The 12,106-nt window shown below is 71.6% G+C and carries 12 protein-coding genes, 1 tRNA gene and 1 pseudogene; 6 read left to right on the top strand and 8 right to left on the bottom strand.

The genetic code is table 11. The annotated features are described in order from the left end of the window. From H0487_RS19105 to H0487_RS19080, 6 genes are all read right to left on the bottom strand, one after another. On the bottom strand, positions 1-683 hold a 683-nt coding region (locus tag H0487_RS19105; protein ID WP_183095820.1), incomplete at its 3' end, for a serine/threonine-protein kinase. Continuing rightward, entirely contained in the window at positions 676-2,172 is a 1,497-nt protein-coding gene (locus H0487_RS19100; RefSeq protein WP_183095819.1) for a peptidoglycan D,D-transpeptidase FtsI family protein, read from the bottom strand. The genes H0487_RS19100 and H0487_RS19105, both read right to left, overlap by 8 nt. Beyond that, entirely contained in the window at positions 2,172-3,554 is a 1,383-nt protein-coding gene (locus H0487_RS19095) for an FtsW/RodA/SpoVE family cell cycle protein (RefSeq protein WP_183095818.1), read from the bottom strand. The genes H0487_RS19100 and H0487_RS19095 overlap by 1 nt, the downstream gene beginning before the upstream one ends. Before the next feature lie 7 nt (positions 3,555-3,561). Then, positions 3,562-5,163, bottom strand: coding sequence for a PP2C family protein-serine/threonine phosphatase (locus tag H0487_RS19090; RefSeq protein WP_246383883.1), 1,602 nt, complete (start codon positions 5,161-5,163; stop codon positions 3,562-3,564). A 4-nt stretch (positions 5,164-5,167) separates the two neighbouring features. Further along, positions 5,168-5,641, bottom strand: a complete 474-nt coding sequence (locus tag H0487_RS19085; RefSeq protein ID WP_183095817.1) for an FHA domain-containing protein FhaB/FipA — start codon at positions 5,639-5,641, stop codon at positions 5,168-5,170. Continuing rightward, a complete protein-coding gene (locus H0487_RS19080; RefSeq protein WP_183095816.1) occupies positions 5,634-6,368 on the bottom strand; it encodes an FHA domain-containing protein in 735 nt (244 codons plus the stop codon). The genes H0487_RS19085 and H0487_RS19080 overlap by 8 nt, the downstream gene beginning before the upstream one ends. 199 nt (positions 6,369-6,567) lie before the next feature. Here H0487_RS19080 and H0487_RS19075 point away from each other — a divergent pair. After that, a tRNA-Leu gene (locus tag H0487_RS19075) sits at positions 6,568-6,651 on the top strand. Between the two features lie 67 nt (positions 6,652-6,718). Here the strand turns inward: H0487_RS19075 and H0487_RS19070 are convergent. After that, positions 6,719-7,501, bottom strand: a complete 783-nt coding sequence (locus tag H0487_RS19070; protein ID WP_183095815.1) for an HD domain-containing protein — start codon at positions 7,499-7,501, stop codon at positions 6,719-6,721. A 186-nt stretch (positions 7,502-7,687) separates the two neighbouring features. On the opposite strand from H0487_RS19070, the gene H0487_RS19065 reads away from it, so the two are divergent. From H0487_RS19065 to H0487_RS19050, 4 genes and pseudogenes are all read left to right on the top strand, one after another. Next, positions 7,688-8,128 carry a hypothetical protein gene (locus tag H0487_RS19065; protein ID WP_183095814.1) on the top strand — a complete coding sequence of 147 codons (441 nt, stop codon included), beginning with the start codon at positions 7,688-7,690 and terminating at the stop codon, positions 8,126-8,128. A 76-nt stretch (positions 8,129-8,204) separates the two neighbouring features. Next, a pseudogene (locus H0487_RS19060) lies at positions 8,205-8,858 on the top strand (ABC transporter ATP-binding protein); the annotation flags it as partial. 263 nt (positions 8,859-9,121) lie between these two features. Beyond that, entirely contained in the window at positions 9,122-10,090 is a 969-nt protein-coding gene (locus H0487_RS19055) for a hypothetical protein (RefSeq protein ID WP_183095813.1), read from the top strand. Beyond that, on the top strand, positions 10,087-10,689 hold the full coding sequence (locus H0487_RS19050) for a hypothetical protein (protein WP_183095812.1): 603 nt from the start codon (positions 10,087-10,089) through the stop codon (positions 10,687-10,689). The genes H0487_RS19055 and H0487_RS19050 overlap by 4 nt, the downstream gene beginning before the upstream one ends. A gap of 5 nt (positions 10,690-10,694) precedes the next feature. Here H0487_RS19050 and H0487_RS19045 read toward each other — a convergent pair whose 3' ends face one another. Beyond that, positions 10,695-11,453: a hypothetical protein gene (locus H0487_RS19045; protein ID WP_183095811.1), complete on the bottom strand. Its 759-nt coding sequence runs from the start codon at positions 11,451-11,453 to the stop codon at positions 10,695-10,697. Between the two features lie 170 nt (positions 11,454-11,623). On the opposite strand from H0487_RS19045, the gene H0487_RS19040 reads away from it, so the two are divergent. After that, positions 11,624-12,043, top strand: coding sequence for a VOC family protein (locus tag H0487_RS19040; RefSeq protein ID WP_183095810.1), 420 nt, complete (start codon positions 11,624-11,626; stop codon positions 12,041-12,043). Positions 12,044-12,106: the final 63 nt, after the last annotated feature.

Genomic DNA, 12,106 nt, shown 5'->3' with positions numbered 1-12,106 from the left:
GCCTCGAACGGGCGGCGGCCCGTCAGGCACTCGAAGCCCACGACCCCGAGCGAGTAGACGTCGGACGCCGGCGTCGACGGGTTGCCGCGTGCCTGCTCGGGCGAGAGGTACTGCGGGGTGCCCATCACCGCGCCGGTGCGGGTGATCTGGGCGTCGTCGGCGGCGCGCGCGATGCCGAAGTCGGTGACCTTCATGCGCCGGTCCGGGGTCACGAGCAGGTTGGCCGGCTTGACGTCGCGGTGGACGATCCCGGCGGCGTGCGCCACGGCGAGCGCGTCGGCGGTCTGGGTGAGCAGGTCGCGCACGACGTTGGCGTCGAGGGCGCGGCCGTTGTCGCGCGCCTGCGCGAGCAGCGACGAGAGCGGCTGTCCCTCCACCAGCTCCATGACCAGGTAGGGCAGGCCCTGGCTGTCGGGGTCGGCGTCGTAGTCGAAGACGCCGGCGATCCCGGGGTGCTGCAGCGCTGCGGCGTTGCGGGCCTCGGTCTCGAAGCGGGTCCGGAACTGCGGGTCGTCGGCGTACTCGTGCTTGAGGACCTTGACCGCGACCGGGCGGTTGAGGCGGGTGTCGGTCGCCCGCCACACGACGCCCATTCCGCCGGTGGCGATCCGGGAGTCGAGTCGGTAGCGGTGGGCGTCGTCGGCGTAGTGCGAGGTGCCCGGGGTGCCTGGCTGGTCAGTCATTCAGGATCGCCTCCATCACTGCCTTCGCGATCGGGCCGCCGAGCGCCCCGCCGGCGATCTCCTTGCCCGGAGCCTCTTGGATCATGACGGCGATGGCCACCTCGGCGTCCTCCGCCGGGGCGAACGACACGAACCAGCCGTACGGCGCCTTGCCCTCGACGCCGCGCTGCGCCGTCCCGGTCTTGCCGGCGACGCTGATGCCGGGGATCGCGGCCGGGAAGGCGGTGCCGTTGTCGACGGTGTCGACCATCAGCTCGGTCACCTGGTCGGCCGTCGTCGGCGAGACCGCGTCGCGGATCTCGTCGGGCTCGGTCTTCTCGAGGGTCTCGTACTCGGCGGACTGCACCTCGTCGACGAGGTAGGGCCGCATCAGGGTGCCCCGGTTGGCCAGGGCGGAGACGACCATCGCCATCTGCAGCGGCGTGGACTGCACCTCGAACTGGCCGAAGCCGGTCTGGGCGGTCTGGGCGTCGTTGAGCTCCTCGCCGTCGACTCCGGTCGGGTACACCGACTGTGCCTGCGGCGAGAGGTCCTGCAGGTAGTCGCTGTTGAAGCCGAACGCCTCGGCCTGCTCGCGCATCTTCTCCGGGCCCAGCTCGACGGCCATCTTGGCGAACGCGGTGTTGCAGGACTGCGCCATCGCGGTGCGGAAGGAGATCTCCTCGGGGTTGCAGAGGAAGCGACCTTCGTTGTCGATCACGTTGCTGTCGCCGGTGGTGCCGGGCGTCTGCCACGTCGCACCGGAGGGGACCTCGTCGTCCACCGCGTAGAGGCCGTTCTCGATGGCGGCCGCCGCCGTCACCACCTTGAACGTCGAGCCCGGGAACAGGCGGGTCTGGATCGCGCGGTTGACCAGCGGCTCACGGTCGTCCTGGTCGAGGTCCTGGAACACCGCGTTGAACTCGCCGAAGTCGTGGGTGGCCAGCAGGTTGGGGTCGTACGTCGGCAGCGACACCATCGCGAGGATCCGGCCGGTCTTGGGCTCGATCGCCACGACCGAGCCCTCGCCGTCGGGTCCGATCGTCTGGAGCAGGGTGTCGTAGGCCGCCTGCTGCGCGTCGGGGTCGAGCGTGAGCAGCACGTTGCCGCCCTTGTTGCTCTGGTTCTGAGCCAGGTCGATCAGCCGGGTGACGAACAACCGCGGGTCCTCGCCGGAGAGCACGGTGTTCTGCGAGCGCTCGATCCCGGTCTGGCTCCCGAGCGTCAGGTAGCCGGTGATGTTGGCGTAGAGCTTGGGCTTGGGATAGACGCGCAGGTACTTGTACTGGTCGTCGAACTCCGTGCTGCGCGCCAGCGTGACCTGCTCGCGCCCCTCGCCGGTGACGATCTCTCCGCGCTGGCGGCTGAACGCCGCCTCGGCGACGCGCGCGTTGAGCGGGTCGGTGTTGAGCTCCTCGGCATGCCAGAACTGCAGGTAGGTGATGTTCACCATCAGCGCGAGGAACAGGAACATGCAGAAGATCGAGACGGTGCGGATGGGCCTGTTCATCAGCGGCCCACCGCCTTGACGACCTGGGTCTGGAACAGGTCGGGGTCCTCGGACTCGTCGGTCGCCTCAGGAAGGGGGCGCCGGGCCTGGTCGGAGATCCGCAGCAGCAGCGCGATGATCACCCAGTTGGCGACCAGGGACGAGCCGCCGTACGACAGGAACGGTGTGGTGAGACCCGTCAGCGGGATCAGCCGGGTCACGCCGCCGATGACGACGAAGACCTGGAGCGCGAAGACGCCCGCCAGTCCGGTCGCCACCAGCTTGCCGAAGCCGTCGCGGGAGATCAGCGCGGCCCGCAGCGCCCGCTCGACGATGAGGCCGTAGAGGAGCAGCAGGGCGATGACCGCGGTCAGGCCGAGCTCCTCACCGATCGCGGCCATGATGAAGTCGGACTCGGCCTCGGGGACCCGGCCCGGCATGCCCTCGCCGAGCCCACGCCCGATGAGCCCGCCCCAGGCGAAGCCGTAGAGGCTCTGCACCAGCTGGTAGCCGTCGCCGTTGCGGTCGGCGAACGGGTCGAGCCAGATGTCGACGCGCTGCTGGACGTGGGCGAAGAGCCGGAAGGCGACCGCCGCGCCGCCGAAGAACAGGGCGCCGCCGACGACCAGCCAGCCCGGCCGCTCGGTGGCGACGTACAGCATGATGAGGAACAGGCCGAAGAACAGCAGGCTCGAGCCCAGGTCCTTCTGCAGGATCAGGATGCTGAGGCTGACGCCCCACATCACCAGGATCGGGCCGAGGTCGCGGCCGCGCGGGAAGTCCACGAACAGCACCCGGCGGCCGGCGAGGGCGAGCGCGTCGCGGTGGACGACGAAGTAGCCCGCGAAGGTGATGACGAGCAGCACCTTGGCGATCTCGCCGGGCTGGAAGCCCAGCGGGCCGATCGCGATCCAGATCCGCGCGCCGTTCACCTCGTTGCCGATGACGGGGAGCATCGGGAGCATGAGGAGGACGAGCGCCGCTAGGCCCGAGGTGTAGGTGAACCGGGCGAGCAGCCGGTGGTCGCGGAGGAACACGAGCGTCGCGACGAAGAGCATCACGCCGATCGTCATCCAGATGAGCTGCTGGTCGGCCTGGCCCTGGTCGAGGGCGAGGTCGATCCGGTGGATCATCGCCAGGCCGATGCCGTTGAGGGCCGCGACGATCGGCAGCAGCACCGGGTCGGCGTACGGCGCGACCAGGCGGACGACGACGTGGGCGGCGATCACGAGGGCGGCCAGCCAGCCGCCGTAGCCGAGCAGGTTGGTCGGGACCTCGCCATCGACGCCCAGCCCCACCGCGGCGTAGGCGCCGATCCCCACGACGAGCGCGAGGATGAGGAGGAACAGCTCGGCACCGCGACGACGGCGGTGGACGAACTGCAGGAGCAGGGCGTTGGCCACGGAGTGCTTACTCCTCCGGGCTCTCGGCCGGCATCATCCGCTCGGCGAGGTTGAGCACGATGCTGGTGGCGTCCTCGAAGTCGTCGGCGGCGATGCCCTCCTCGACGTCGGCCTGGGCGGCCTCGGGAAGGTCGTCGACCGCAAGGTCGCTGGTCCGGTAGACCGACGAGAGCCCGGGCACGCCGTCGATACCGCGATAGATCGCGACCTGGCCGTCGCGCTCGCCGACGTAGTACTGCTGCTGGGTCCACCAGTACGCCGACGCGACGGCGATCCAGCCCAGCCCCAGGACGACCGCGGCCGCCAGGACCCGCCGCGCCCAGGTGAAGCGCTGCGGCGGGCGCGGTGCGTAGCGGTAGGCCTCCGGGTCGACCGGGGGGTCGGCCTGGATGGCGTAGTCGATGCCCTCGGGGATCTCGGCGTCGACCGGCTCGAGCTCGCCGGTGTCGCCGGACCGGTGGCCGCGGAACAGCCCGCGCGGGCTGCGGCGCTTGAAGTCGGCGGCGGCGCCGACGACCATCGGCTCGAGGTCGGCGTAGGCCGGGTCGGCCTGTGCGTCCTCCTCGGCCAGCACGTCGGCGACCACGCAGGTGACGTTGTCGGAGCTGCCGGCGTCGAGGCTGGCGCGGACCAGCTCGATCGCGACGAACTCGGGCGAACCGCTGGCGAGGATGTCGGCCATCCGGGCGTCCTCGAGGACGCCGCACGCGCCGTCGCTGCAGAGGAACAGCCGGTCGCCGGGGGCGAGCGCGATCGCGAACAGGTCGGGCTCGACCTCGTGCAGGCCGTCGAGCGCCTTGAGGATCAGGTTGCGGTGCGGGTGGACCCGCGCCTCCTCCTCGGTGATCCTGCCCTCGTCGATGAGGCTCTGGACGAAGGTGTGGTCGCTGGTGATCTGGGACAGCTCGCCGGCGCGGTAGAGGTAGCCGCGGGAGTCGCCGATGTGGCCGATCGCGATCCGGTGGCCGTCGAAGAGCGCGACGGTGGCCGTCGTGCTGGTGCCGTTGAGGGCGGGGTCGAGCTCGACCTGGGCATGGATCGACTCGTGGGCCTCGTGGAGGCCGTCGGTGACCCGGGTCAGCAGGTCGCCGGTGCCGGGCGCCTCGTCGAGGGCCCGGAGCTCGCTGACCGCGGTGCTGGAGGCGATGTCGCCGCGGGCCGCGCCGCCGACGCCGTCACAGACCGCGAGCAGCCACGGACCGGCGTAGCCGGAGTCCTGGTTGTCCTTGCGGACCCGACCCACGTCGGAGACGGCGTAGTAGGAGAGGCGCATCGGTGCCGGCGTCGGCCCGTCGAGGTGGGACTCGTCGGGCACCGGGAACGGCTCCGGCTCGGGGGCGTCGACGGTCGAGGCGCCCGCGGCGTGGCCGGCGTCGGTGGTCTCCGGGACCGGGCGCATCATCGTCAGGTCGGCGGGCTGCTCGTCGGGCTGGGCCGGGGCCCCGGTGCCCTCGGGCTCGCCGAGGTCCGGCGTCGGGAACTCCATCGACTCGTCGGTCGGGTCGTCCATCGCACCGTCCGGGGGCGGCGGCTGTTCGGCCGGGGGCGGCTCCGTCGGCGGTGCTGGCTGCTCCGGCTCGTCCGGGAGCGTCTGGTCGTCTGACGTCAAAGGTCTACTTCCTCAGCTCCAGGATGGTCTTCCCGATGCGCACCTGCGCACCGAGCCCGATCGTCGTCGGTTGGGTGATCCTCTGGGTCCCGAGGTAGGTCCCGTTGGTCGAGCCCAGGTCCTCGACGTACCACTGGTCGCCGGAGGCGGCGATCCGGGCGTGGCGGGTGGAGACGTAGTCGTCGTCGAGCCGGATCGCCGCGTCGTTGCCCCGGCCGATGAGGATCGGCGCGTTGGGGGCGAGCGCCGCGGTGACGCCGGTGTTCTGGCCCTGGATGACCGCGACGTGGGTGGGGGACCCGCGCCTCTTCGGCGGTGCCTTGGGCTGCTTGGGGGGCTTGGGTGCCGTGCCGGCAGCCGTCGACGGCAGCCGGGCGCCGAACATGTCGGAGCGGATCACCGAGATCGCGGAGAGCACGAAGATCCAGAGGATCGCCAGGTAGGCGACCCGCACGAGGAACAGAGTGAGCTCAGACAATCTCTTCCTCCAGGAGGCGGACGACCAGGGACGTGTGCCCGACCTGAACGCGGGAGCCGTCGCGCAGCGCGGCCCGGCTCACCTTGTGGCCGTCGACGGTGATGCCGTTGGTCGAGCCCATGTCGTGGACCTCGATGTGCAACGGCCCGTCGCCCGGTGCACCGGTCGCGACGGTCTGGGTGGTGACGAGGAACTCGGCGTGGCGCCGGCTGACGCCGGGATCGTTGATCCGCAGGTCGGCCTCGCTGCCGCGGCCCACCACCAGGCCGGGCGGCTGGAGCGGGTGCCTGCTGCCGTTGACCTCGAGGATCGCGCGGGTCCGCTGACGGGTGCTGTAGCGGGCGTGCCCGCTGACGGCGGCCTCGGCCTTGCTGAGCACGCGGAAGCGCCCGGTGCCGAGGTCCTCGGCGGGCTCGAACGCGATCTTGATCTGACCGGGGAACACGTAGGCCTGGAGGTTGGCGTGCTCCTGGAGCTGCTGGGTCAGCTCGGTGGCGAGCGCCGAGTCGTACGGCGCGAGCCGCTCCAGGTCGGACTGGGCGAGCTCGACGGTGAACGCGTTGGGCACGAGTCGCCGCTCGCGGGAGAGGACCTGGGCCTTGTTGTCGAGCTCGCGCTGCAGCGCCGCCGCGATCTCGACCGGCTGGACGGCGCTGCGGAAGGTGCGCGCGAAGACGCCGGAGATCGCCTGCTCGAGCTTGTGCTCGAAGCGTTGCAGTCCACCCACGCGGCGGCCTCCTTCCGTCGTCTCGCTGTCGTCGAACCCGTCAGGTCGCATGCGTCACTACCCGATCGTGCCGGGTTCGCTCGATCGTATCGGTGTGGGCTCCACCCCACCCGCACGCGGCGCGCGACTCCCGGTTTGGGGCGCGAGCGCCCCCTGGGATAGCCTTGCCCGGCTGTTCGATCCTCGATGGGACAGCGACGCGCGAGTGGCGGAATAGGCAGACGCGCACGGTTCAGGTCCGTGTGCCCGAAAGGGCGTGGGGGTTCAACTCCCCCCTCGCGCACGTCGACGGAAGGCCCCGGGACGACCCGGGGCCTTCTGCCATTTCCCAGCGGACCGCCGACCGCGTCCTACCCGCGGAACGGGGCGAGCCGGATGGTGAGGTCGCTGAGCGCGTAGCGGCGCAGGAACTGCGCGCGGCCCCCGGGGACGGCCTTCGACTCGGCCCGCCAGAGGCGGGTGAACTGCTTCTTGAAGCCGAGCCGGGGGTGGGCGTCGGCGACGGTCGAGCGGACGTCGGTCGGCAGCTGGTGGGCACGGAGGCCGAAGACGTCGACGGCGGCCCCCGACGACATCAGGTAGGCCTCCGGGCCGTCCTCCTGCTGCACGCCTGGCGTGTGGTGGAGGGCGATCGCGTTGGTGACGACTTCGCGGTCCGCGGCCGAGAAGCCGTGCTGGTCGAGGAAGGCGCGGGCCGCGGTGGCGCTGCGGGTGGTGAAGTCCCGCCCGGCCTCGGGATCGGTCAGGCCGACGTCGTGGAAGAGGGCCGCCAGGTAGAGGATCTCCCGGTCGAAGCGGACGCCGTCGAGCGCGCCGAGCGCCGCGCCCCAGGCGTACGCGCGCGAGGAGTGGTTGAGCAGGAACGGCGGCAGCAGGTCGCCCGCCGCGACCTCGGCCGCCCGCGCCAGCGCGGAGTCCGGCGGGACCAGGACCGCCGGGTCGAGGCTCGCGCGCCGCCCCGAGTTGACCCGCAGAGCGGTCGCCACCGGCCCGACGACCATGTCGCCGACCCCGCCGAGCAGCGACGGGACCAGCGCCAGCCGTTCTGGCCGCGTGAGGACCCCGCCCGTCCGCTCGGTCCAGGCGATCGTCCCGACCGCTCCCCGGCTGATGCCCGCCTCGTCGTTCTGCACCGCTCGATGATGCCGGTTCGTGCCGGGCCAGCGCGAGCGACCGCCGTGCGAATCCCGCCGGGCCGGCTTGCCCCGCAGGCCTGCCGAAAAGTTTCGGCCGAAACGGCGTAAGGATTCGGGTCCCCGCAACGTCTCTCGGTCAAGAGGTGCTGGCCGGCACCTCTTCGAACGAGGTGGGAGCAAAGGATGCAGATCGACACGATGGTCATGAGGTTCGCCCGTGGGGCGGCGACGGTGGCCGCCTTCGCTGGGTTGGGGGTGGGCATCGCCGCACCGGCGATGGCGCTGACCCGCGAGGATGACAACCGGAACTGGACGCACGGAGACACCTCGAAGCGGTGGACGAACTCGGCGCCCGGCTACGCAGACTCGCGCGTGACCACGGACGAGGGCTGCAAGCGCGAGTTCACGATGACGATCCGCGAGGACCGGTCGTTCCGTCCCGACGCGTATCGCGGGTCGGAGTGGGTCAACTGCGGTTCATACAAGGACGCGGTCTACGCGAACAACGACACCGACTGGGACAAGGAGCACCACTACGACGTGACGAGCCTGCGGACCTTCGACTACGGGCTGGCCGGCTACGTATATCACCTGACGTCGTTCACGGCGACGGTCCGCTGGTAGCGGGGTGCTCGAGACGAGCGGACTGGGGTTCTCGTACCGGCGCCGGGGGCGGGAGGTGTTCGAGCGGTTCGACTGGTCCGTGCGCCCGGGTGAGGTGACGATGCTGCTCGGGCCGAACGGGGCCGGGAAGTCGACCCTCTTGCGGCTGCTCTGCGGATCCCTGAGACCGACCAGAGGCGCGGTTCTCCTCGATGGTGACCCGTCGAGGGCCGTCCTTCGGCAGCGGGTCGGCTGGATGCCTCAGGACATCCAGCCGGCCCGCGGCATGACGGCTGCGGAGCAGGTCGAGTACGTCGCATGGCTGGCGGGGCGCCCCCGCCGGGACGCCCGTCGGGCGGCGTGGACCGCGATCGAGCAGGTGGACCTGGCCGACCAGGCGAGGACGAGGGCGTCCGAGCTGTCCGGCGGCCAGCTACGCCGGCTCGGGCTGGCCCAGACCCTGGCACAGGGAGGGTCCGTGCTGCTCCTCGACGAGCCGACCGCGGGCCTCGATCCCGCGCAGGCACTCGGCTTCCGGGAGGTGCTGCGCCGCCTCGACACTCCCGGCGGAGTCGTCGTCTCGACCCACCAGGCGACCGACCTCGCCAGTGACGTCGACCGGGTGGTCGTCCTCGTCGGCGGTGCGATCGGTTTCGAAGGGACCACCGACGAGTTCCGCCGGCTGGTTCCGGTCGGGGACGACGTCATGGCGCGGGCGTACGCCCAGGTCCTGACCGACGGTCGACCATGAGGACATGGACCGCCCTCCGATCGACGGGGGCATGGTGGTTCGTCCCCGTCGTCTTCGGGATGCAGTCGCTAGTCCTGTTTGCCGACGCCGTCCCCTCCGGCTATGGACAGTCCGCCTTCGCGGACGCGGCGACCTTCGGCTCCTATCCGTCGGGGCCACTACTCGCCGGCGTCGTGGCGGTGTCCTGTCGAGGAGTCTGGGCGTTTCACCACGACCAGCCCGAGGGGCGCCATGCCGTCACACTCCGTGTGTTCGCTCCGCTCGTGCTGGGCACGACCCTGGCGATCGGGGTCCTCATGATCGTCAGCGCGCGCAGCGCGCCCGAGGAGCCCCGTGCGTTGGCGATCTTGCTGCTCGCGTTGGGGACCCTTGTCGGCTGCGGCCTCTGGGGCCTGGTCGTGGGCGTGACCCTGCCAACGCCCATCGGTATTCCGGCGGCGGTCGCGGCGCCGTTCTGGTGGATCGCCGTGACGCCGGCCCAGAGCAACGTCGTGGTGAGGCATCTCGCGCCCGAGGTCGTGTGCTGCCGCATCGACACCCAAGTCACGACGCACTATCTCCTCGCGCGCGGATGCCTGACGTTGGTGTTCCTGGTCGGGCTGGCGGCTCTCCTCTGGCCAGCGCACTGGAGCCGTGTGTCGCGGACTGCACTGCTCGGTGGAGCGGTCGCGGTCACGACAGCGGCTGCCCTCGCGGGCGTGCTGACGGTGCGGAGCGGTGGCACGCCGGTGCCGCTGTCGATCACCGAACCGAGAACGACCCGGCTCGTGTGCGTCGAGGAGGACGGTCTGCGGCTGTGCGTGTGGCCCGAGCAGCAGCCCTCGGTGCCGACGCTGGCCAGGGTGGTCCGCGCCCTCAACACCTGGGTCGACGGCGGGGGGCTCGAGCCGGTGACAGGAGTCGATCAACGCGACCCCCGTCACGGCGAGATCGCCGCCCGAACCGTCGGGGCGAGCTTCGGGTCGGTGGACGAGGCCCGGCTGCTCGTGGCGGCCGGGTACGTCGCCCGGGAGGCGGGGTGCCGGCGCGGGCTCTACGGCGATCGTGCCGGGGACGAGCGGGTGGCGGCGCTCGCGCTGGCGATGGGAGTCGCGGCGGAGTCGTTGCGGGAGGAGGTCCTGCCCGCAGCGGTGGCCGCGGCCGAGACCGCGCTGGCCAGCTCGCGGCCGGGATCGTTCGCCGAGTGGTTCCGCGACGGCGTCGCCTCGGTCGCGTGCTCGGAGGATCGATGAGGCTCTGGTGCCGCGCGCGCCGGGTCCAGCAGCTCGTCGTCGTGCTGCTCGTGGTCGGAGGGATCCAGTCCGTGGTGGGCGGAACGGTCCTGCGGGTCCCGCCCGTCGTGGGTGTCGACGGGATCTCGACGTGGTCGACCTTCCTACCGGTGGTCCTCGGGGTGGCGCTGGCTGACAGCGTCGCTTCGAGGACCCAGGGGGTCGAGCAGCGCGTGGCGCGGCATGTCGTCGCGCTCGACCTCGTGCTCCTGCTGTTCGCGGCGTCCGCGGCGGCTGCCCTGTTGTGCGCGTTCCGCGGAAGCCACCCGGAGGCGGCAGGCACCGTCGGCCACGTGCTCATTGCCACCGGTACTGCGACCGCGGCGACGCTGCGCTGGGGGCGCGGAGCCGGCGTGCTCCTGCCGATCTCCACCGCGGTGGTCTGCCTCGGCTACGGCTACGACGCGCCGGCAGGTCCCTACGTGCGGGTGCTGGCGCCGGACAGCGACGCCGCGTGGGACCTGGCCGTGGGCTGCGCCGTTTTCGGTGCTGCGTCGATCATGATCCTGACCCGCAGCGTGACGATCTCCTTCCGCCGGGCCGACGCCCTTGCCCGATGAGGCCGTCAGGCCCAGGTGATCGTGCCGGTGACGCGGATCGAGCTGACGGCGGAGGCCATCGGGAGGTCGAAGGTGAGCGACGTGGGGGTCACGTCGAGGACCGGGCGCTCGCCGTACGTGTCGACGTAGAAGATCCGGTCGTCGGCCTCGCCCGTGGGGTTGAGGTACATCTCGAGGGCGTCCCAGGACGCGAGGTCACCCGCGTCGCTGCGGGCGGCGAGCGCGGCGAGGTCGTAGCGGCCGGGGCCGCGGAAGTCGGGGACCGCGAGGGACAGCTCGGACAGCGCGGTCGACCCGACCGGCACCAGCGTCGGCGACTCGACCCGCACGAAGAACCAGCCGAGTGGCGGCGGGCCGCCGTACCCGTCGTCCTCCGGCTCGGGGTGCTCCTCGCGCCGCTCGCAGGGCAGGGTCACCGTGACCGTGCCCTGCTCCCCACCGCTGATGGTCAGGGTGAGCTCGGCGGTCGCGCCGCCGGCGGCCATTTCCTCCAGCCGCTCCCGGCGCTCCTCGGCCTCGCGGGCGTCCTCGGCGGCCTGCCGGGCCGCCATGTTCTCGGGCCGGGCAGCGGTCACCCGGGCCGCGAGGCTCGGTGGCAGGGTTGCCTCGAGGAACGAGGTGACCGCCTCCCCCTGGGCGTTGCGCTCCACGGCGTCCGCCGAGGCCGACGCGTCCTCCCGCGTACGACGATCAGCCGTGAGCAGCTCGGTCTTCTTCGCGTCCGCCCACTGCGACGCCATCTTGGCGACGTCCTTCCAACCCATGGTGCTTCCTCCTCGTCCCGGCCCGAGCGGCCACGTTATGTCGAGGTGCCCCGGCGAGGAGGTCGACCAAACGAAACGCCCCCGCTTTTCATCCTGAGGAACGACCGAAGCGCACTACGGTGGCTCCTGCCCGGCCGACGGGGCCGGCGACCCGACCTCGGAGGACCAGCATGGGATCGCTGCTCAACCCCTACATCAGCTTCAAGGACACCGCGCGCGAGGCGATGGAGTTCTACCGGTCGGTGCTCGGCGGGGAGCTCACCCTCAGCACGTTCGGGGAGTACGGCGACAAGAGCGCGCCCGGCGCGGACCTCGTGATGCACAGCATGCTCACGACTGCCGGCGGGTTCACGCTGATGGCGTCCGACACCCCCGACGGCATGGACTTCACGCCCGGTGCCCAGATCACGATCAGCCTGTCGGGCGACGGGGACGACGCGGAGGCGGTCCGCGGCTACTGGGAAGGGCTGAGCGAGGGCGCCACCATCACGGTGCCGCTGGCCCGCCAGGTGTGGGGGGACGAGTTCGGTCAGCTCACCGACCGGTTCGGCATCAACTGGATGGTCAACATCGGCGGCGGCGCGGCGTGAGGGTCGCCGCCGCGCTGGCCGCCCTCGCCGCTGTCGTGCTGGGGGCGGCCGGAGCGGCGGCCG

Origin of the sequence: Nocardioides stalactiti (assembly GCF_014180715.1) — a bacterium.
Taxonomy (GTDB): Bacteria; Actinomycetota; Actinomycetes; order Propionibacteriales; family Nocardioidaceae; genus Nocardioides; species Nocardioides stalactiti.
This window is presented reverse-complemented; position numbering and strand designations above follow the sequence as displayed.

Bases quoted from the DNA above. Each gene is read 5' to 3' on its own strand.
- H0487_RS19045 (WP_183095811.1), bottom strand. From the start codon at position 11,453: ATGGGTTGGAAGGACGTCGCCAAGATGGCGTCGCAGTGGGCGGACGCG.
- H0487_RS19050 (WP_183095812.1), top strand. From the start codon at position 10,087: ATGAGGCTCTGGTGCCGCGCGCGCCGGGTCCAGCAGCTCGTCGTCGTG.
- H0487_RS19065 (WP_183095814.1), top strand. From the start codon at position 7,688: ATGCAGATCGACACGATGGTCATGAGGTTCGCCCGTGGGGCGGCGACG.
- H0487_RS19100 (WP_183095819.1), bottom strand. From the start codon at position 2,172: ATGAACAGGCCCATCCGCACCGTCTCGATCTTCTGCATGTTCCTGTTC.
- H0487_RS19040 (WP_183095810.1), top strand. From the start codon at position 11,624: ATGGGATCGCTGCTCAACCCCTACATCAGCTTCAAGGACACCGCGCGC.